Source organism: Pseudomonas sp. S11P7 (genome assembly GCF_023195435.1).
GTDB lineage: Bacteria > Pseudomonadota > Gammaproteobacteria > Pseudomonadales > Pseudomonadaceae > Aquipseudomonas > Aquipseudomonas fluorescens_G.
On record NZ_JALPKS020000002.1, the window covers coordinates 310347 to 329569 of the forward strand.

A 19223-nucleotide genomic window follows, 5' to 3' on the forward strand; every position below is an offset into this window, starting at 1 on the left:
AGCTTGAAAGCATCGCGAGCAGGCTCACTCCTACAATTTGGAATGCGTTCCCCTGTAGGAGTGAGCCTGCTCGCGATAGCGATTTATCAGGTGCCGCTGATCAGCGCTTGCCATCCAGCGGATCCAGGTCCGCCAGTTCAGCCTCGTCCAGCCCGTCACCGCCGCCGATGTCGTTTTCACCGACCTCGCTTAGATCCCAGTCCGCCGGATTGCCCTCGCCAATTTCCTCGGCATCGCGGGCACCGTCGTCGCGAATCAGTGTTTCCGGGCTCAGATCGTCGTCAGTCGGCTGATGATCATCGACCGAACCGCCAGTCAGACCTGCCTCACGCACGCGCTCACCGGGCATCAATTGCTCGCGTTCACGTTCAGGAATCTCATCACCGATCTTCGCGCTGGGCTCTTCGTCGTCGAAATCCAGCTCATGCACCGAACCCATGCGGTCTTCGTTATCATCGATGGGCTCCGGTTGCGCCGCATCGTAGGGGCGTCGTGAATCAGTCATGGCAAATCCTCATACTGTGGGCCTTACTTGGAGTGGACTCATCCGGCGCACGAGAATTCCAACGGAAACACTTTGCCCTACCGGCGTGACTCCGACGGGCGGTTGTCTATCAAACCAGCGCATCTTTCTTGAGGCCTTATCCATGCACGACTTACAAGACCTGATTGATAACAACGAGCGTTGGGCTGACGCGATCACCAAGGAAGACCCGGATTTCTTCGCCAAACTGGCGCGCCAGCAGACGCCCGAGTACCTGTGGATCGGCTGTTCCGACGCGCGAGTGCCGGCCAACGAAATCGTCGGCATGCTGCCCGGCGATCTGTTCGTGCACCGCAACGTCGCCAACGTGGTGCTGCACACCGACCTCAACTGCCTGTCGGTGATCCAGTACGCGGTGGACGTGCTCAAGGTCAAACACATCCTCGTCACCGGCCACTATGGCTGCGGTGGTGTGCGCGCGTCGATGCAGGACCGTCAGTTCGGCCTGATCGACGGCTGGCTGCGTTCGATCCGCGATCTGTACTATGAAAAGCGTGAAGAGCTGGCCAAGCTGGCGACCGAAGAAGAGCAGGTCGACCGGATGTGCGAACTCAACGTCATCCAGCAAGTGGCCAACGTCGCGCACACCAGCATCATCCAGAACGCCTGGCATCGCGGGCAGAGCCTGTCGATCCACGGCTGCATCTACGGCATCAAGGATGGCCGCTGGAAAAGTCTGAACACCACCATCAGCGGGTTCGAGCAATTGCCGCCGCAGTATCGTCTGCGCCCGGTGGGTCAGGCTTAAAAACGCTTGGCGCCCGCCGATTGCCGCCAGTGCTGGAGAAAGCGCTGGCCTTCCAGGTTTGGCGGTTCGTCGAAACCGGTGATCCAGCCGCGACAACGCGATGAGCCGCAACCGCAGGCAAACTGGCGTAACAGTTTGTCTTCGGTGGCGGCGTAATCAATGCTCAGATGCTCGCCGCGCTGAATGTCCTTGAGCGACCACAGCCACAATTCGGTCATGTCGAGAAACGTGTTGGGATCGCAGGCGTGTTCGAGCAATCCGCAAAAGCGCGGGTCGTACAGGTGAATGCCGCTGAGCAGTTGGCGGGTTTGCCGGCAGCGATAAGGCAGCAATTGCCCGGACACCCGGCACATCCGATGCGTACCCAGAAAATCCCGCCGCGCGGCGATTGCCACCGGGTTGGCGTAAGGGTCGCGAATGATTTCAAAGTCGGCACTGGACGGAAACCCGAGGCGCACGGGCAGGCCGCAGAAAGGGTAAATGCCTTCGGTATCGTGCGGGGCAGAGCCTGCCACGGCGTGGGTATTCATAACCGTCCTTTGTCGCGTGATACGCGACTTTGCCGGGACGACGTCCTGTCGGCCCTCCGGTAAAACATGGATCCAATCTAGTGCTTAAAGGTATAGCCGGTCTACTGTCATATCTGACAGCGAGAATCGCGTATTCCCGCGTCAGCCAAGGCTGACACGGGAATCACGTTGTCGTGTTTACAGGTGCGGGGCGGGGATGGCGGTAGCCGGAAGGGGCGCTTTCAACTGTTGCAGTTGGGCTTTGACAGGCGGGGTCGCGCACTGCGTTGCCGCCTGCTCCGGTGTCAGGTTGCGGATCGAGGTATAGAACAGTTCGCAGGTTTTGACTTTCTGCGTGACCTGCCAGGTTTGCGTGCAAGTGTTGAGCGTAGTCTGCGCGTTGCTGCCGGGTTTGCTGCCCATGCCGGCCTGCCAGCAGGCGGCGCTCAAATCCTGGCCCATGACTTTCAGGCCGGCGGCATCCGCTTTGGCCTGCGCATCGTCACCGGTATAGCTTTTCGGGTCGGCGGCGTACCAGATGTAGCTAGGGTGGTTGGAGCCGAGCACCGGCACGTTCACGCCTTCGCTCGGGCTGATGGTCGCCAGGCCCAACACGCTGACGGTCGGCCCATATTGCTGTTTGATCCAGTTCCGCACCGGCGCACCGAACGCGACCATCGGCAGCGTCGTGCCGCTGGTGGTCTGGCTGAACTGTTTGACCAGCGTGGTCTGGTAATCCTTGAAATAGTCGTACACGCCTTCCAGGTCGCTACCGGCATTGGACGGCGCGGCAATCGGGGCGATGTCGATGATGGTCTGATAAGCCGGCGTCTGCTCGGCAGGGATGCCATTGTCCGTGAGCAACGTCGCCCAGCGATCGGTGGTGTTGGAGCGCAAGTAATCCTGCGCCTGAGTCAGCGAGTAATCCGGCGGAAAGTGCAGCAACTCGATGCTTTTGCGGTTTTCCAGGGCCATGCCCAGCGGCAGGAACAGATACCAGCTGTAAGCCCATTTGCCATCGGCGTTGAGCTTGCTGGCACCGCTGTAGGCCAGATCCCCCGCATCAAGGAGTGCGGTCAGCGCTTTGTCGTAACCCTGCGGCACACCAGAGATTTCGGCGTAAAGCTGGTCGTTGTCGGTTTTCACCAGCACCTTGGCGTCGGCATAACCATCGCGTTGCACACTCTGGGTGAGGTAATGAGCGACAGTCTGTTCCAGCGTCCAGTTGCGGAAGCAGATCACGCTGCAGTTGTTGGGGTAAGCGAAGAGGCGGGTAACGCGTTCGGTGCTGCCCAGTTTCAGATCGACATCGGCGTGGGCGGACGCGCTCGGCATCAGTGCGGTGAGGGCCAGTGCGGCGGGGGAAAGTCCTGCGAACTTGAACATGCTCAGATCCTTTTCAGCGTGGGATTCCCGCGAGTGTCGGGGCCGGCTCATAGTGGATCAGTGGCGTTTGACAGAAAAGCGGTTGGTTGTGATTCTTTCATGAGTGCTTCGATCCGGCAGCAAACATGCCGTGTAACGACTGGGACATCAGGGTTGAATGCACCTGCCCAAGAGCAGGTGCATTCAAATCGGCTTACGGCATCACCGGCGGCGTGTATGCCAATGTTGTCCCCAGCGCCCACAGCAGCACCAGCACCAGCGGCGTATGCACCAGCAACTGCACGAACGAGAAGCCGATCAGATCCCGCGCCTTCAAGCCCAGTACGCCGAGCAGCGGCAGCATGTAAAACGGGTTGATCAGGTTCGGCAGCGCTTCGGCGGCGTTGTAGATCTGCACCGCCCAGCCCAGGTGGTACTGCAAGTCGTTGGCGACCTGCATCACGTAAGGCGCTTCGATGATCCACTTGCCGCCGCCCGACGGAATGAAAAAGCCCAGAATCGCCGAATAAACGCCCATCAGCAGCGCATAGGTGTCATGCGAGGCGATGCTGACGAAGAACGTCGAGATGTGATGCGCCAGGGTCTGTGCGTCGGCGCCTTTGACCGTGGTCATCAGCGCAGCGATCGAGCCGTACAGCGGGAACTGGATCAGCACGCCAGTGGTGGTCGGCACGGCGCGCGCCACCGCATCGAGGAAGCTGCGCGGGCGCCAGTGCAGCAGGGCGCCGAGCATGATGAACAGGAAGTTGTAGGTATTGAGCCCGGAAATCGCGGTGATTGCCGGTTTCGTCGAGAACTCGTGGAACAGCCATCCCGCCGCTAGCAGCACCAGCACGATAATCAACAGCGGGCTGTGTTCCAGCCATTCGCCCGGTCGCGTGCGCGGTTGCAGTGGCGGCAGGTTGAACGCCGGGTCGATGCCGCAGGCCTTGGCGTCGCGCGCCGAGTTCGGGCCGGGTGCGGTGGCGTACGCGATGATGATCGAGATCACGATGAGTGCCAGGAGCATCACGCCTGACTGCCAGAGGAAAATCGTTTCGGTGAACGGAATCACCCCGGTGATCGACAGGATCGACGGCGGCAGGCTGGCAGGGTTGGCCTGCAGTTGCGCGGCGGACGACGACAAACCCAGCGCCCACACCGCGCCAAGGCCCAGATAGGCCGCCGCACCGGCGGCGCGGTAATCCATTTTCAGGTCGGTACGCCGAGCGAGGGCACGCACCAGCAAACCGCCGAAGACCAGCGACAGGCCCCAGTTGAGCAACGATGCGACCATCGAGATCAACGCCACCCAGGCCACGGCGGAGCGGCCGTTTTTCGGGATCCGCGCCAGTCGGTCGATCAGTTTGACCGCAGGCGGAGAGCTGGCGACCACGTAGCCGCCGATCACCACGAAGGCCATCTGCATGGTGAACGGAATCAGGCTCCAGAAGCCGTCGCCGAAGGCCATCGCTGCCGCCGTCGGTTTGGCGCCCATCGCCAGCGTGGCGAGGGCGACGATGATCACGGCCAGCGCAGCGAATACCCAGGTATCGGGAAACCAGCGTTCGGCAAAACTTGAACAGCGCAGGGCAAAGCGCGCAGAGCGGCTATCTTCGATATCAACGGCCACGGGGAATACCTCGGAATTTTTATGGTTATTTTGATCTGGCAGGCGAAACGCAAATCCCTTGCAGGAGTGAGCCTGCTCGCGATAGCGCAAGCGCATTCAACACATTCAGTGACTGAGCGGACGCCATCGCGAGCAGGCTCACTCCTACAGGGCAGCGGTGTTCATCCTGCAGACAGGCATTTACAGTAAATCAAGCGCTACCGTTTTGTTGAGCAGGTTTTCGCAAACCATGACCATGGTCTAACGGCTTGTCCCCCGCCCATTTGCGTAGACCATGGGCGCCTTGGTTTTCTGCCTGATCCAGAGTTCTTTGCGATGACTGCCCAAATCCCGGCCAGACCTGCGCCGTTCAGCCGCTCCGACTACAAGACCCTCGGCCTTGCGGCCCTTGGCGGGGCGCTGGAAATTTACGACTTCATCATTTTCGTATTTTTTGCCCTGACCCTCAGTCAGTTGTTCTTCCCGCCGGAAATGCCCGAGTGGCTGCGTCTGCTGCAGAGCTTCGGCATCTTCGTCACCGGCTATCTGGCACGGCCGCTGGGCGGCATCCTGATGGCGCATTTCGCCGACCGTCTGGGGCGCAAAAAAGTTTTCAGCCTGAGCATCCTGATGATGGCGCTGCCGTGCCTGCTGATCGGGATCATGCCGACGTATGCCCAGATCGGTTATTTCGCGCCGCTGCTGTTGCTGGCGCTGCGCATTCTTCAGGGCGCGGCCGTGGGCGGCGAAGTGCCGAGCGCCTGGGTGTTCGTCGCCGAACACGCGCCAGCCGGACATCGCGGGTATGCCCTGGGCTTTTTGCAGGCCGGGCTGACCTTCGGTTACCTGATCGGCGCACTGACCGCGACCTTCCTCGCCCAGGTATTCACTCCAGCGGAAATTCTTGATTACGCCTGGCGCTATCCCTTCCTGCTCGGCGGTGTGTTCGGCGTGATTGGGGTTTATCTGCGCCGCTGGTTGAGTGAAACACCGGTATTCGTGGCCATGGAAGCGCAGCGTGAAGCGCGGATCGAACTGCCGCTGCGCACCGTGCTGCGCGAGCATCGGTTGGCGATGTTGCCGGCGATGCTGCTGACCTGCGTGCTGACGTCGGCGGTGGTGGTGTTCGTGGTGATTACGCCGACGATGATGCAAAAGACCTTTGGCATGACCGCCAGCCATACCTTCGGCCTTAGTGCGCTGGGCATCGTTTTCCTCAACATCGGTTGCGTGCTGGCCGGTCTGCTGGTCGATCGCATTGGCGCCTGGCGCACGGTCATGCTCTATAGCCTGTTGCTGCCGCTGGGCATCGGCGTGCTGTATGCCTGTCTGATCGCAGGTGGGCAGTGGATTGGCCTGGCCTATGCCGTGGCCGGGCTCGGCTGCGGGGTGGTGGGTGCGGTGCCTTCGGTGATGGTCGGGCTGTTTCCGGCGCGCATTCGTGTGTCGGGCATTTCTTTTACCTACAACATTGCCTATGCGGCGTGGGCGAGCATCACGCCGCTGCTGCTGATCGGATTGATGCCGTGGAGCCCTTGGATCTGCGTAATGTTCTGCGCAGTGATGGGCGTGGTGGGCATTCTCACGGCAGGTTATTTCGGCGCTCGCATGCCTCGCACGGGACCGTGCCAGGCTGCCGGCGCTGCGTGAGCCGGAACCGCTGAACTATTTTCGACTGACGGGTATCGAGGCCGCTTCAGAAAAGCTCCGCAAGGCCGATGGCTAGGTTGTACGCCGCGTTCAACCCTGCCATTGGTGCTTTCCATGTTCAATAAACGCTTGAAGCAAGAGCTGGCCGCTCTCCGTGAAGAACTCTCCAGCCTTGTGCAAGTGAAGGAAAGCCTGGAAAGCGAGATGCTGGCGCTGACGCTCGAGTCCGACGGGCGAATTCGCCTGGTCAACCAGAACTTCCTTGGCGAGATGTTTTACAAGAGCCAGGACCTGATCGGCCGGGCGCTCGAGGACATCGTCCCGGCCCACGTCAAAACCGACGAATTCCACCTGCGCTTCAAGAACGCGATGACCCGTGGCGAGCATTTTGCCGGTGCCGTGCGTCTGATGCGTGGCAACGGCGAGGAAGCATGGCTGCGCTCGATCGTCCAGCCGGTGCGTGCTTCCGATGGCCGGATCCGACACATTTCGTTCTACGCCAGCGACCTGACCCGCACCATCGAAGCCTCCCGCGAGCATGAAAACCTGATCGGTGCGCTGGTGCGCTCTACCGCCGTGATCGAATTCGATCTCAACGGTAACGTGCTGACAGCCAACGACCGCTTTCTCAACGGCATGGGTTACAGCCTGGCGCAGATCAAGGGCAAACATCACCGCACGTTCTGCGCGCCGGAGGAATACAACAGCGGCGAGTATCAGAATTTCTGGCGGCGCTTGAACAATGGTGAGTTCGTCGCGGGTCGTTTCAAGCGTATCGACAGCCATGGCCGTCATGTCTGGCTGGAAGCGTCCTACAACCCGGTGGTTGATGCCAACGACAAACTGTACAAAGTGGTGAAGTTCGCCACGGTCATCACCGATCAGGTCAACCGCGAGCAAGCCGTTGCCGACGCGGCCAGCATTGCCTACAGCACCTCGCAACAAACCGACAGCACGGCGCAACGTGGCACCACCGTGGTCACCGAGGCGGTCAACGTCATGCGTGATCTGTCGCGACACATGCAAGCGGCGGGTGAGGGCATTGAGGCACTGAACGAGCAGTCGCAGGTGATCGGCACCATCGTCAAGACCATCAGCGGCATTGCCGAACAGACCAACCTGCTGGCGCTCAACGCTGCCATTGAGGCGGCGCGCGCCGGTGAGCAGGGCCGTGGTTTTGCCGTGGTGGCCGATGAGGTGCGACAACTGGCCTCGCGCACCAGCCAGGCGACAGAAGAGATCGTCACCGTGGTGCGGCAGAACCAGGAGATGGCGCGCAACGCCGTGGCGCTGATGACCGACGGCAAGCTCCAGGCCGAGCAAGGGCTGGCGCTGGCGGCAGAAGCGGGGACGGTGATTGTCGAGATTCAGGACGGTGCGCAGAAAGTCGTGGATGCGGTGGGGCAGTTCGCCAATCAGCTGTCGCACTGACACCCTGCTGATCGTTCCTATGCTCTGCGTGGGAACGCCTCCGGGGACGCTCCGCGTTCCTTCGCCGGGGTGACGCAGAGCGTCACAGGATGCATTCCCACGCAGAGCGTGGGAACGATCACCGAATTGCCACGGGTTCTGTGTTTCTTCAGTCGCAGCGCTACAATCGGCTCCTTTACTCGCGGAGCAGACCCCATGAGCGATTCTCACCGCCGCCCGGTGCCCCTGAACAAAGCCTACCGTTTGCTCAATCACGGCCCGACCGTGCTGGTCAGCGCGGCCCACGACGGCCAGCGCAACATCATGGCCGCCGCCTGGGCCATGCCTCTGGACTTCGAACCGCCAAAAGTCGCTGTGGTGCTCGATAAATCCACCTGGACCCGCCAGTTGCTCGAAGCCTCCGGCACCTTCGTACTTAACGTCCCTTGCGCCGATCAGGCCGACATCGTGCAAACCGTCGGCAACACCTCGGGTCTGGACATCACCCAGAGCCGGGGGCGGGACAAGTTTCAGGCCTACGGTCTGCAGACCTTTATCGGCGAGCAGGTTGCCGCGCCACTGCTCGACGGCTGCGTCGCCTGGCTCGAATGCCGCCTGCTGCCGGAACCGCGCAACCATCAGCAATACGACCTGTTCCTCGCCGAAGTCATAGCCGCCCATGCCGATGAGCGCGTGTTCAGCGACGGACGCTGGCATTTCGACGGGCATGACGGTTTGCGCACGCTGCACCATGTTGCCGGGGGGCATTTTTTGAAGATTGGTGATGCGGTGGATGGCAAGATGCTAGAGGTTTAAGCGGCGTTGATGGAAAACCGTCAGCGGATGTAGCAAGGTATAAGCCTCACCTTATTTCAGGCGCCTGAATCATGGACTTTTCCGCTGCCGGTTATCTCGCCCCGCTGTTGTCGCTGGCCCTGTTGTGGACGGTTGCCGTGGTCACGCCCGGCCCGAATTTTTTCAACATCGCTCAGTTGGCGGCGAGTCAGTCGCGTCGGCATGGTGTGGTGGCTGCGCTGGGCGTGGCGACCGGCACGGTGCTCTGGGGGCTCGCGGGCGGCTTGGGAATCAAGACACTGTTCAGCGTTGCGCCGGCGCTTTATCTGGGCTTCAAGATCGCCGGCGGTTGCTATCTGATTTATCTGGGATTGAAGCAATTCAAGCGCAAGTCAGCGATTGCTCCCGGTGAGCCCGCTGCAACCCACCAGACCTATCTCAGCGTTTACGCTCGCGGTTTGCTCGGCAATATGACCAACCCGAAATCGGCACTGTTCGTCACCACCATCTTCGCCACCGCCATGCCGGCTCACGTATCGCCGCTCTTACTGGCGCTGGCCGTGCTGACCATGGCCACATTGTCCTTCAGTTGGTATTGCAGCGTTGCATTGTTCTTCGCCAGCCGCCGGGTTGCCGGTGTTTACGAGCGGTCACGGCAGTGGCTGGATCGGTTGGCGGGTGGGTGCTATTTGTTATTTGGCGCGCATTTGGTGGCGAATCGTTGAAACCGATTGAGGGACTGAGCGCGGATATAAAAGGCCTACCACCCGGTAAGCCTTTTATCTTTGCATCGTAGCCTCAGTCGCCCAGCGCTTCGCCTTCACGCCGTGGATCAGCGCCACCCTCCAACGACACTTTCCCCTGCGCATCCTTGACCCGCACGATGGCTTGGGTGCCGCTGGTCATGTCGATTTCGCTCACGGTATGCCCTCTGTCTTTCAGCGCCTGTACCAGCGCCGGGCTGAACTGGCCCTGTTCCAGTTCGGTCGGGCCGTTGCGGCTGCCGAAGTTGGGCAGGCTGATCGCGCGTTGTGCGTCGAGATTCCAGTCGAGCAGGCCGAGGGTGGTTTTGGCCACGTATTCGATGATTTGCGAACCGCCGGGCGAGCCGACCGTGGCGACGAATTCGCCGCTCTGGCGATCGAAGATCAGGGTTGGCGCCATCGACGAGCGCGGGCGTTTGCCGGGCTCGACGCGGTTGGCGACTTTCTGGCCGTTCTCTTCGGGGATGAACGAGAAATCAGTCATCTGGTTATTGAGCAGAAAGCCCTGAACCATCAGGTGCGAGCCGAACGCGGCTTCGATGGTGGTGGTCATCGACACCGCGCCGCCGAGGTCATCCACCGCGACCACTTGCGAGGTGGAGATGCGCAGCGGCGAACGGTCCGGCGCGAAGGCCACCTGCACGCCCGGTGGCGTGCCCGGTTTGGCGCTGCCCATGCTGCGTTCGCCGATCAGGCTGGCGCGGCTGGCCAGATAATTCGGGTCGACCAGGCCTTTGACCGGCACCGGCACGAAGTCGGTATCCGCGACATATTGCGCGCGGTCGGCGTAGGCCAGGCGTTCGGCTTCGGCGATCAGGTGCACGGCTTGTGGATCCGGTTCAATGCCGGCCGGTTTGTTGGTCTTGACCGGTTTGAGCGGTGTCAGCGACAAACGCGGATCACGGGTTTCCAGGGCCTGCAGCGTGCCGAGAATTTGCGCCACGGCGATCCCGCCCGACGACGGTGGCGGCATGCCGCACACCTGCCAGCGCTTGTAATCGGTGCACAGCGGCGCACGCTCCCTGGCCTGATAGCGTTGCAAATCATTCAGCGACAAGCTGCCGGGATTGGCGTGGCCCTGCACCTTGGCGATGATTTCTTCGGCGATCGGGCCTTTGTACAACGCGTCCGCGCCTTCGTTGGCGATGCGTTTGAGCACTGCGGCCAGCGCCGGGTTTTGCAGGCGTGTGCCGACGGCTTTGACGCTGCCATCGGCGTTGAGGAAATACTTGGCCATGTCCGGCGACTGGCGGATGACTGGATCTGATTCCAGCAGCGAATGCAGGCGCGGCGAAATGGCAAAGCCTTGCTCGGACAGTTTGATCGCTGGTTCAAACAGCTTCGCCCATGGCAGGCGACCGTGTTGTTTATGTGCCATCTCCAGTGCGCGCAACACGCCCGGTGTCCCGACCGAGCGACCGCCGATCTGTGCTTGCGGGAACGACATCGGTTGGCCATCGGCGCGCAAGAACAGCTTCTCGGTAGCGCCGGCCGGCGCCGTTTCGCGACCGTCATAGGTGCGCACCTGTTTGCCGTCCCACAGCACGATCATCGCGCCGCCGCCGATCCCGGAAGACTGCGGCTCGACCAGCGTCAGCACCGCCTGCATCGCAATCGCCGCATCAATCGCTGAACCGCCCTGACGCAGCATCTCCCGACCTGCTTCAGCAGCGAGTGGATTGGCGGCAGCAGCCATATGTTGGCTGGCGTGACGGGTTTGTAGATCGGTGCGGTAACCGGAAGCGGCTTCCGGTGCCAATGGCTGGGTCGAGGAGGGCGGGGCGTTGCACGCGGTGAGGGGCAGGGCGCTGACAAGCAGTGCAAGAACTGGCAGGCGAAAGCGGCTCAAGGGCTGGGTTGAAAACACGCGGGCTCTCCGTCCGTGGGATAGAAGTGTTGGGGGACTTTAGCGAGCGGGCGGTGGGGGTGCAAACCGGGTGAGGATTTGATCCTTGGTCAAAGTGTTTCGGAATCACTCGGGCTTCTCGTAATGGGCTCAGTCAAATCAAAGGTTTTGTACTTGTAGTACTCCGCTCTGGATTGGTATTTGCCCTTCATTTCTCCTACAGACTTTTCAGGTCGACAACCTACGCATCCTTGCCTGAGGATGTTTTCTATTGAAATTCCCCAGGATTGATTTCAGGTAGAGGGACAAGTCCGTTGTTATTCGACTCCATTTCCAGTCGGCGATTGTCATGAGCGTTTCCAATGAGGAGGACCGCGCTTTTCTGGTGGCGATGGGCAGTCGCATTGCTCACTTACGCACAGTGCACGAGATCACACAGACTCGGTTGGCACGGGCTTTAGGTCTTTCTCGACAGACCTTTCAGGGTTACGAAGAGGGCACGCGCAGCATGCCGGTCACGACACTGGTGAAGATGGCATTTGCGCTTCGCGTTCCTGTTGAAGAGCTGCTCGGGGTTCCCTCGTGCACGGAAACGCCCAAACGCAGCTTGACCTCGACCTGGTATCGACGGCTGCAGTCCATCAATGAGCTGCCGAAAGTCCAGCAGAAGGTAGTAGCGCAGATGCTCGATGCCCTGATCGCACAAGCAACGAGCAAGGCAAGCAACGAAGAAAGAGAAGTTTGAAGTAACTCAAAGAACGCGGAACCAAGGTGCTACCAACACTTTGGCCCCGCTAACCACAAGCAGCTAAGAAGGAGCTAATTATGGCTAAGGCCAATCATACGTCATCATCCCCCATCACTGAACGCCGGTTGAAAATCGCCGCAGACTTTTACCCGGTCCACATAAAGGATAAACCTCACAGCCCCGCCAAACCGGTGCCTTGGATCAGGCTACGTGGACTGTGGTTAAGGCAGGCAGGATTCGAGGTGAGCGAGATCGTGAAAGTCCGTGTGATGAAAGGTTGTCTGGTGATTACTGCGCAATAGCAAACAACCAAAGAATGCACCAACGCGGCTCGCATAAGAAAAGCGCCGCTACCCTTTATTGAATAGCGGCGCTTTGAACAGCGGTTTTTCGCTTACTTCTGTATCGATGTGCGAACTGTCAGCCTAAAGCAGTTGGTCACCGATCCATCCTATGGACTGACGGCTCACAGGTTCAGGGCGTTTCCAGGGGGGCAGGTATGAAGCCTTGCTCCCTGAGTGATTTGATGACTCCCCGAATCAGGTAATTGTTGGAAAACCCGATCGTGTACTGGCGCGCTCCGGTGGTCAGAGGTAACAGCATTCCCTGATCCACCAATTTCCTGATCAGATAGGTTCTCTGATTACTTGAGTGTTTGGTTAGTACTGCTGCTACATCAGCCGATTTCACTACCTTGTGTTTAATGGCTGCGGAGAGCACTAACTCCTCTGTTTCAGTGATCCATTCTCGCTCCCGAGCGAAGGCAATGGCAGGGACGAGGATCGCTTTGGTGAGGTAGGCATAATTTGTAAGCCGGTCGACCTTTTCGAGTTCGTCACGAATCCCGACCAGTACGTAGGTACACCATTGCTCCAACCCTTCCTTTGTTCCTTTATCAGCTGCTGCAAGCATCGTGTAATAGCGTTCACGGTCATTGCAAAACACTGCGGTAGGATTCAGTACGCGACCACCCGCATTGACGTTAAAGCCGTACTTCATTAGCAGGGCGTAAGTGAGGAGTCTGACCACCCGGCCATTGCCGTTGCCGAACGGGTGTATCCAGCCAAACCTGTGATGCGCTAGCGCGACCTTCATGAGGTCATATTTGGGAGAATCCTTTCGATTTACGAATTCGACGAGTTCCTCCATATATGCCTGCACCTGGACGAAGTCGGGTGGCAGGTGATCGGATTGCGAAATACTGACGCCGCCACTGCGATACGCGCCTGGTGTTTTGTCCCCTTCGCGCTGGAGGTCGTCGACTGTCATCGCATGCAGCTCTCGAATCGTATGTTCGGTCAGGTCGGCGCCCGGCTCCATGACCTGCTCGATGTAATCCATCGCTTTCTCAATATTGGCGACCTCCCGCAACTGATCCGTGTCGCGGGCCTTACCCTCTACTTTGCTGTCGATGTAGTCCGCGAGGGTGGTGTGGTTGCCCTCGATGCGCGCCGAGCCGAGGCTTTCCAAGGCGTGGAACAGCGATTTGAGTTGGTAGAACACCTGTGGCGGTGTATCCCCTTCGAGCCTTAAGCGACGCAAGTGCTCCAGCTCACTCAAGACATCAACCAAATCAGAGTCAAAGGATGGATTAAGCAGAGCCAGATCGTGATGGTTGAATTCGGCCATGATAATAGCTATCTCAAAAATCGGTTTTGGTTATCTAAAATTATCCTGTGGAAAAGCCCGTATATATTGGCTTTAAGCTGGTAGTTGAGATTAGCATTATCTTGAATTGGAGATTTGTCTATGTGAGAAAAGGCGAAGTGAAAATTGGAAGACAATGTTTCACGGCAATTGAAAGCCTTTTCGAACCGGGCTGACTGGCTGCTTTTTGCCAAGCGTCCATTGCTAACCATTACTGAGCCACGATCGAAACCCATGACTCTGTGAGGACAGAAGCAGGCCGGTTTATTTCACGCATAAAAAAACGGCCTACCTTTCGGTAAGCCGTTTTTAGTACTTGGTGGTACACAGTCATTTGAACTGAGTTATTAAAGTACTGATTTATATGGATATAAAGTCTTTGACTTCGGTTAGGGATACACGTGGGGATACAAGGTGGTCTCTACTGCCTATAGCCCCCCCTCCCATTTTTCCCGACTTTGCGCAGAGAGGGGGGCGAGCGGTCTAGAGTGGATCGGCAACGAAGTTTTTTACCCCCCTCCCTTTGATGCTGCTACAGATACGCCCAAATATCGGTGTTCTTCGTGTTCTCGGTGTTCCTTTCGCGCTGAAGGCCAAGAAAATCAAGGGTTTGAGGGATGGAACACGTTCTTAACGATAAAGAACACACCTGCTATCTAATAGCTGTCGGTGTTCTAAACAGGCATTAAAAAGCCCGCTGCATGAGCGGGCTCCAACACGGTTAGCTATGCCTGTCAGGGTACAGTCGCGCCAAGATCACCATTCACATCGACGATCAACACTGCACCTGGAGCGAACACCGCAAGGCCGGCGCGTAGTTCACCGAGCAACGTAACCATGTTGGTCGTGAAGTTCTGCCCGTCCTCACGGCTTGCCAACAGGGAAGGCTGCTCCCGATCGAGGATGGCAGCTTGAGCCGGATCCATCACGATGGCGATGTTCCGAGCAAGGCTCGGGGTCAGCACCACCGGTACGTTCCACAACGTCAATGGAGAAGGGTCTCGCGGACTGCCCAATACGTACTGACCGTCTGTGCCCTTCTGAGACGCAATGAGCTGCCAGTCAACCGGGTTCATGATGATCAGCCCAGGCTTCCATCCATTTGCCTGAAGATTGACCACTGCGGCGCCAATGCGATCAGTTGGAGTGAGCGCCGCAGGGGCGGCTACACCGCTCGGCACGAAATCCATCCCCAACTCTACCAGCCCTTTGATTTTACCTTTCCCACCAGCACCCGCGACGATCTCACTTTCAAGCTTGGCGAGCACGCCATACTCCAAGAGATTCATCAGCTTTTGGCCGAGCGCTGGAGCATCGGAAAGCACTTGAACCGATGCTTTCGTCCAGTGAGCAACAGTGGCGATGTTCGCCGTCTCGGGAGTCATTTCAAAGTTGGACTCAGCTTTTTGCTGACCCTCCTCAGTCTGGAACGCCGCTGTGTTGACGTAGTTTTGCAACTGCATGTATTCGAAAGCGCTTGAGTCAACAGGCAGAGACGGAATGACATCCAGCAGCGTGAGTGGACGCCGAGGGTCGTTGTAAATACCCTCCGCTCTTTGAGGTTGAACATCGAATCCCGTGGTGCCCGCGACACCTTGGCCTGAGTTGGTTAACGCTTTGAGCGTAATGCCCTCGATCTGGACCCGACCAGTAGATGGGGCACCATTAGCCAAGGATTTGAATTGCTCACTGTGCGAGAACTCGCCAATCAGTCCTTTTGTGTCACTGCGCTCCATACTGCCTCGCTTGATGATGTTGCCGGCTGCGTCGGTAATGTCGCCAGTATTCAAGTTCTCGAAAGTGTTGGTGCCGCGCCCGCCACCAAGAACGTCAGCGGCGGACAAGCTTTTTCGGATACCCAATTTTTTATCAACCTCGGTACTGAGGTCGCTCACCTGGCCTTTTACAGCAGCAATATCCGACTGGATTCCGGCGCGAAAACCATCCATCGCTTTGGCGTGCTCTTCAAGGGCTTTTAATACGATTTCATTGCTCATTTTAATTCGTCCTCAATGTTTTAGTGATTTCTTCAAGTCTGCTTGCAATCAAAGCAAGCTCTTGGCTGTTATCACTCTGTTCATCTCGGACAAGAGCAGACCAGCCGCCCGACATAAGCCGTTTGGCTTCACGGGATGAAAGTCCAAGTGCGTCGCGCACTTGCCTTTCGAATTCTCTGGGGTTGTTTGGGTTAAAGGATTTAACCTCGGTAATTACTGCATGCTTGTTGGCTGGTAAGGACACCAAGCTAACTTCTAATAGATCTATTTCTTTTACCAGGCTCAGACCGGCGCCTAGCGGCTTGGCATCCAGCATGAAAAAGCCAATGCTCATTGCTAGGGCGCCGTCCTTCATAAGCGCATAACTCTCTTTTGCAATCGCAACATCGAGTGTTAGCTTGCCGGAAACAAGTAGTCCTCGGCTATCTTCAACCATGGACAGCCAGACTCCGACTGGCTGGTTTCTATTGTGCTGCCACAACATTGCAGGCTTTGTCCCTTCAACAGCATGGCGGGTCAGGCTCTTGTTGAAGGCGCCAGGCTCAATAACATGCCCCTGCGAGTCCGGATCGCCACCAAAAGTTGAGGCATATCCAGAGAACTCACCGGTGCGGGCTTGATTGGCGTCTAGAAGCTTAAGATGAAGTGGCGCAGAGTGGAATGTGTGCATATAAAAATCCATAAGTGACAAATATGATATTTGCCGCTCAGGGTCGCATCACGCGCAACTGTAACGGGTGCAAAGCGCGTCACGCGCTCTACATTGCCATTATCTTACGGTGCGCTGAAAATGCAAGCGGCAATTATTAAATTTAGGCAGCGATAGGTCGTCGGGCGGAATCCAAGTCAAGTAGCGCCGACGCATTAACTATATATGCTCTTGTCTTGGGCATCCCCGGCAGAGAAATGGATTGTGAAGCCTTTCCATCGCCTGCCGGTTCAAGAACACCTCGCTTTATCAACTCTTTATTTACGGCAATAACGTTCATTCCTTTGAATACGTCGTCTCGCCAAGTTGTTGCAAGGAAATAATATGTAACGGAGGTATAGGTTTCATCACCCAGGCCGTGTTCAATAGTTCGTCTGAAGCCCAGTCGGTCAACAGTTCGGGGGCGTGATCGTCTGTTTTTGCCGCGATGGCATCCCACCTTGTGAATCGGCTTTCCCCATACCGCTCGATTACACCTCTCAGACGCGAAATGATGGCGTCACCTTCCATGTTCCCGGCCCCACCTCGCTCACCGAGCCAGGCTGCCAAGCAGACCTCCGCTGCTTTAGTGGCCGTGCCATCCGGCCACCCAGTGACGCCAAGGGCGGTTGCAAGCTCCCCGGCTGCTGCCGCTAAGCCAAATCTGCCGGCGGCGCGCTGTGCTTGTCCGCTGGGGTTGGGCGGCAATGACTCAGTCACGAAGCGCTCTACAGTTCGCCGCAGAAGGATCCGATAACCCTCAATTTGACCAGGCGTGCAGAGGTTATTTAGGAACTCCAGTAGAGGGGCGCCGTAGTACTTTCCTGCTCTTGCTTTCAACGCATCAGAGAGCGCCGCCGCATCAGCAAAGCCATGGAGCGCCTCAAACATACCCATACCTTTTCCCGCATCGGCAGGTACAGCAAGTAGACGAACCTCCATGCCCGCTTTCAATTCCTTATGGGCCTCAGACATGTGTTGAGCCAGTGTTTTTTCACCGGTAGAAAGAAACAGCAGCCTCCATTCTTGAACCTGCCTACCCACCAGGCCACGATCGTTAGCGCGAGCTTTGCCAGCCCCATTACCCAGCATGTAGACCGTTTCCCCGATAATGCGGGGGTCGCACATTCCTATCTCATCCAATACCAGCAAACCGTCCGAGTGTGCCGCCGCTATCGATTCCAAGGCGTTGTCAGTTGATCGCCAGGAACGCACCAAGCGTTGGCCACCGTAAACTGAGGCCGCTACCTGGAGGTGTGTAGTCTTACCACCTGAGCTATCACCGTACAGATGGAATCCTCCCGACTCCTGTCCCAGCAGCTGCAGCAGCGGACCCGCGAACGCAACACACACGACAAAAGTCAGGCGGTGGTTGTCGATGCACAGGGCTCCGATATGACGTTGCCACTGATCGAGTGACCCGGATCGACTGATAGGGGAAGCTGAGCCCCAGCGTCGTAAAAATGCAGCCGCTCCGGACTTGCCCCCACCTGCTGATCGGGCAGTAAATACGCATTGCCTTGCCAGCCCAGCCGGGTCACCAATCGAGCTCGATCCTTACTGTCATATCCCTGCAAGTAGCTTTGGAGGTCATTGCGTGAATTCCGAGCTGCGCGGTTACCTGCAAGCCGAAGCCCCATATCAACAAGTGGCCCCAGTACTTCTTTGCCAAAGTCACCAGCCATGCTGCGAGCGGGGATGTTCCACCGCTTTCGGTCACCGTCAGGATCATCGAACTCCACCAGCAAACCCCAGTTGTGGCCTTTTTCGTCCCGTGTGCGCGCAAGGATTTCAAGCCGCGAGCATACGGGCCTCGCCTCGCCATCTTCACTCGCGTAGAACACGCCATCCGCGGTTACACGAAAACCCGTTGGATGGGACGAATTCGGTTTTTGCTTGGTAGGGATCACCTCTTTTTTGCGAGGCTCAAGCCTGCAATCAGCGCATCAAGTCGCTCGCTGGTCCATCCAGCGGACTCAAAATCCGCCGCATCATCCCCTTCGGAAAGCTGATCGCTTAGTGCGGTTACCGGAACGCTCCGTATTGACCCTGCGCCGATTTTGAGCAGGTGCTTTTCGATCTCCACCATGCAATGCAAGCCCGGACTATCGTTGTCTGGCCAGAGCAATACATCACGGCCTGCCAAGGGTAGGAAATCCGCTTTTTGCCAAGAGTTCGTGCCGTTGAGCCAGCACGTAGAGACGTAGCCAGGTAGCAGCTTTCCGGCAGCATCGGCGGCTTTTTCACCCTCACATAAAACGACAGGATCAGCAGAGCGTTTCGCCAACTCATCTAGCCGCAAAAGTGGCCGAGGTGCATTTAGACCTTGCCACCGCCACTGACTGGATCCGCTGGCACCTTTGCACCAGGTCAGCGGCGCGAACACCTTGCGTGCTGTACCACTGTCATCCAAACCCAGGTCGAAGCGGTATAGGACCATCAGTGGCTGGCTGGCGGCGTCCCGATAGATCCACATTCTCGATGGCGCTCCGTGCTGGCGATGCTTAGCCGGAATCTTACGCATGGCACTATCAGGGATTGGAAGTATGGGCACCCAGGCGGCTGTTTTGCTGGGAGGCGATTTTTCATTGCTGGAGGCGCCGGCGGTTACGCCGAGAAAGCCAGCCAGCTTATTGCACGCCTCAACATCTGTTCCGCCATCGAGGTAACGCACCAGGTCAATTAGGTCGCCACCCTTGTCGCCCGTGGCGAAATCTGACCAAGTACCCTTGTTCAGATTCACCTTGAACGATCCGGCGTGTTTGTCTGCGCGGGTTGGGTTCGGGGCCGAGTATTCTTTGCCGCCGTCTTCGCGTTTTCCGTTTGGCAGCCAGTGAGCCAGCACGCGGTCAATGGCCCCCAGGGCAGCGGCTTTCACGCTGGCGAAGCTGGGGTGTTTT

At 58.1% G+C, this 19223-nt stretch carries 14 protein-coding genes and 3 pseudogenes; 8 read left to right on the top strand and 9 right to left on the bottom strand.

What is annotated here, in order from left to right:
• Positions 1 to 100: 100 nt before the first annotated feature.
• The gene (locus M0746_RS01515; RefSeq protein WP_208939765.1) at positions 101 to 505 is read right to left on the bottom strand and encodes a serine kinase/phosphatase; all 405 of its coding nucleotides are present in this window, start codon (positions 503 to 505) and stop codon (positions 101 to 103) included.
• A gap of 142 nt (positions 506 to 647) precedes the next feature.
• Between M0746_RS01515 and can the strand changes: the two genes are divergently transcribed.
• Positions 648 to 1292, top strand: a complete 645-nt coding sequence (gene can / locus M0746_RS01520) for a carbonate dehydratase (protein WP_258448004.1) — start codon at positions 648 to 650, stop codon at positions 1290 to 1292.
• On the opposite strand, the gene M0746_RS01525 is transcribed toward can, so the two are convergent.
• The 3 genes from M0746_RS01525 to M0746_RS01535 form a co-directional block, all read right to left on the bottom strand.
• Positions 1289 to 1822, bottom strand: a complete 534-nt coding sequence (locus M0746_RS01525) for a lysine methyltransferase (protein WP_258448005.1) — start codon at positions 1820 to 1822, stop codon at positions 1289 to 1291. The genes can and M0746_RS01525 overlap by 4 nt on opposite strands.
• 177 nt (positions 1823 to 1999) lie before the next feature.
• Complete coding sequence (locus tag M0746_RS01530; RefSeq protein WP_258448006.1) at positions 2000 to 3187, bottom strand: hypothetical protein; 1188 nt, start codon at positions 3185 to 3187, stop codon at positions 2000 to 2002.
• 193 nt (positions 3188 to 3380) lie between these two features.
• Complete coding sequence (locus M0746_RS01535; RefSeq protein WP_258448007.1) at positions 3381 to 4799, bottom strand: short-chain fatty acid transporter; 1419 nt, start codon at positions 4797 to 4799, stop codon at positions 3381 to 3383.
• 315 nt (positions 4800 to 5114) lie between these two features.
• Here M0746_RS01535 and M0746_RS01540 point away from each other — a divergent pair, with 315 nt between their 5' ends.
• From M0746_RS01540 to M0746_RS01555, 5 genes and pseudogenes are all read left to right on the top strand, one after another.
• Entirely contained in the window at positions 5115 to 6428 is a 1314-nt protein-coding gene (locus M0746_RS01540) for an MFS transporter (RefSeq protein ID WP_258448008.1), read from the top strand.
• A 204-nt stretch (positions 6429 to 6632) separates the two neighbouring features.
• Positions 6633 to 7271, top strand: a pseudogene (locus M0746_RS29340) (PAS domain-containing protein); the annotation flags it as partial.
• 150 nt (positions 7272 to 7421) lie between these two features.
• Positions 7422 to 7859 (top strand): annotated as a pseudogene (locus M0746_RS29345) (methyl-accepting chemotaxis protein); the annotation flags it as partial.
• 195 nt (positions 7860 to 8054) lie between these two features.
• Positions 8055 to 8654: a flavin reductase family protein gene (locus M0746_RS01550; protein ID WP_258448010.1), complete on the top strand. Its 600-nt coding sequence runs from the start codon at positions 8055 to 8057 to the stop codon at positions 8652 to 8654.
• Positions 8655 to 8725: 71 nt separating this feature from the next.
• Entirely contained in the window at positions 8726 to 9358 is a 633-nt protein-coding gene (locus M0746_RS01555) for a LysE family translocator (protein WP_258448011.1), read from the top strand.
• A 73-nt stretch (positions 9359 to 9431) separates the two neighbouring features.
• Here M0746_RS01555 and ggt read toward each other — a convergent pair whose 3' ends face one another.
• A complete protein-coding gene (gene ggt, locus M0746_RS01560; protein WP_258448012.1) occupies positions 9432 to 11264 on the bottom strand; it encodes a gamma-glutamyltransferase in 1833 nt (610 codons plus the stop codon).
• A gap of 328 nt (positions 11265 to 11592) precedes the next feature.
• On the opposite strand from ggt, the gene M0746_RS01565 reads away from it, so the two are divergent.
• A complete protein-coding gene (locus M0746_RS01565; RefSeq protein WP_208939774.1) occupies positions 11593 to 11988 on the top strand; it encodes a helix-turn-helix domain-containing protein in 396 nt (131 codons plus the stop codon).
• Positions 11989 to 12068: 80 nt separating this feature from the next.
• Entirely contained in the window at positions 12069 to 12293 is a 225-nt protein-coding gene (locus M0746_RS01570; RefSeq protein ID WP_258448013.1) for a SymE family type I addiction module toxin, read from the top strand.
• A gap of 172 nt (positions 12294 to 12465) precedes the next feature.
• On the opposite strand, the gene M0746_RS01575 is transcribed toward M0746_RS01570, so the two are convergent.
• The 4 genes and pseudogenes from M0746_RS01575 to M0746_RS01590 form a co-directional block, all read right to left on the bottom strand.
• Entirely contained in the window at positions 12466 to 13620 is a 1155-nt protein-coding gene (locus M0746_RS01575; protein ID WP_258448014.1) for a Fic family protein, read from the bottom strand.
• A 752-nt stretch (positions 13621 to 14372) separates the two neighbouring features.
• Positions 14373 to 15635 carry a phage major capsid protein gene (locus tag M0746_RS01580; protein ID WP_258448015.1) on the bottom strand — a complete coding sequence of 421 codons (1263 nt, stop codon included), beginning with the start codon at positions 15633 to 15635 and terminating at the stop codon, positions 14373 to 14375.
• A gap of 1 nt (position 15636) precedes the next feature.
• Positions 15637 to 16305 carry an HK97 family phage prohead protease gene (locus M0746_RS01585; RefSeq protein ID WP_258448016.1) on the bottom strand — a complete coding sequence of 223 codons (669 nt, stop codon included), beginning with the start codon at positions 16303 to 16305 and terminating at the stop codon, positions 15637 to 15639.
• Between the two features lie 142 nt (positions 16306 to 16447).
• A pseudogene (locus M0746_RS01590) lies at positions 16448 to 19201 on the bottom strand (DUF927 domain-containing protein).
• Between the last annotated feature and the right edge of the window lie 22 nt (positions 19202 to 19223).

Coding starts and splice junctions, on each gene's coding strand:
- M0746_RS01515 (WP_208939765.1), bottom strand. CDS start 505: ATGACTGATTCACGACGCCCCTACGATGCGGCGCAACCGGAGCCCATC.
- can (WP_258448004.1), top strand. CDS start 648: ATGCACGACTTACAAGACCTGATTGATAACAACGAGCGTTGGGCTGAC.
- M0746_RS01525 (WP_258448005.1), bottom strand. CDS start 1,822: ATGAATACCCACGCCGTGGCAGGCTCTGCCCCGCACGATACCGAAGGC.
- M0746_RS01530 (WP_258448006.1), bottom strand. CDS start 3,187: ATGTTCAAGTTCGCAGGACTTTCCCCCGCCGCACTGGCCCTCACCGCA.
- M0746_RS01540 (WP_258448008.1), top strand. CDS start 5,115: ATGACTGCCCAAATCCCGGCCAGACCTGCGCCGTTCAGCCGCTCCGAC.
- M0746_RS01550 (WP_258448010.1), top strand. CDS start 8,055: ATGAGCGATTCTCACCGCCGCCCGGTGCCCCTGAACAAAGCCTACCGT.
- M0746_RS01555 (WP_258448011.1), top strand. CDS start 8,726: ATGGACTTTTCCGCTGCCGGTTATCTCGCCCCGCTGTTGTCGCTGGCC.
- M0746_RS01565 (WP_208939774.1), top strand. CDS start 11,593: ATGAGCGTTTCCAATGAGGAGGACCGCGCTTTTCTGGTGGCGATGGGC.
- M0746_RS01570 (WP_258448013.1), top strand. CDS start 12,069: ATGGCTAAGGCCAATCATACGTCATCATCCCCCATCACTGAACGCCGG.
- M0746_RS01575 (WP_258448014.1), bottom strand. CDS start 13,620: ATGGCCGAATTCAACCATCACGATCTGGCTCTGCTTAATCCATCCTTT.
- M0746_RS01580 (WP_258448015.1), bottom strand. CDS start 15,635: ATGAGCAATGAAATCGTATTAAAAGCCCTTGAAGAGCACGCCAAAGCG.
- M0746_RS01585 (WP_258448016.1), bottom strand. CDS start 16,305: ATGCACACATTCCACTCTGCGCCACTTCATCTTAAGCTTCTAGACGCC.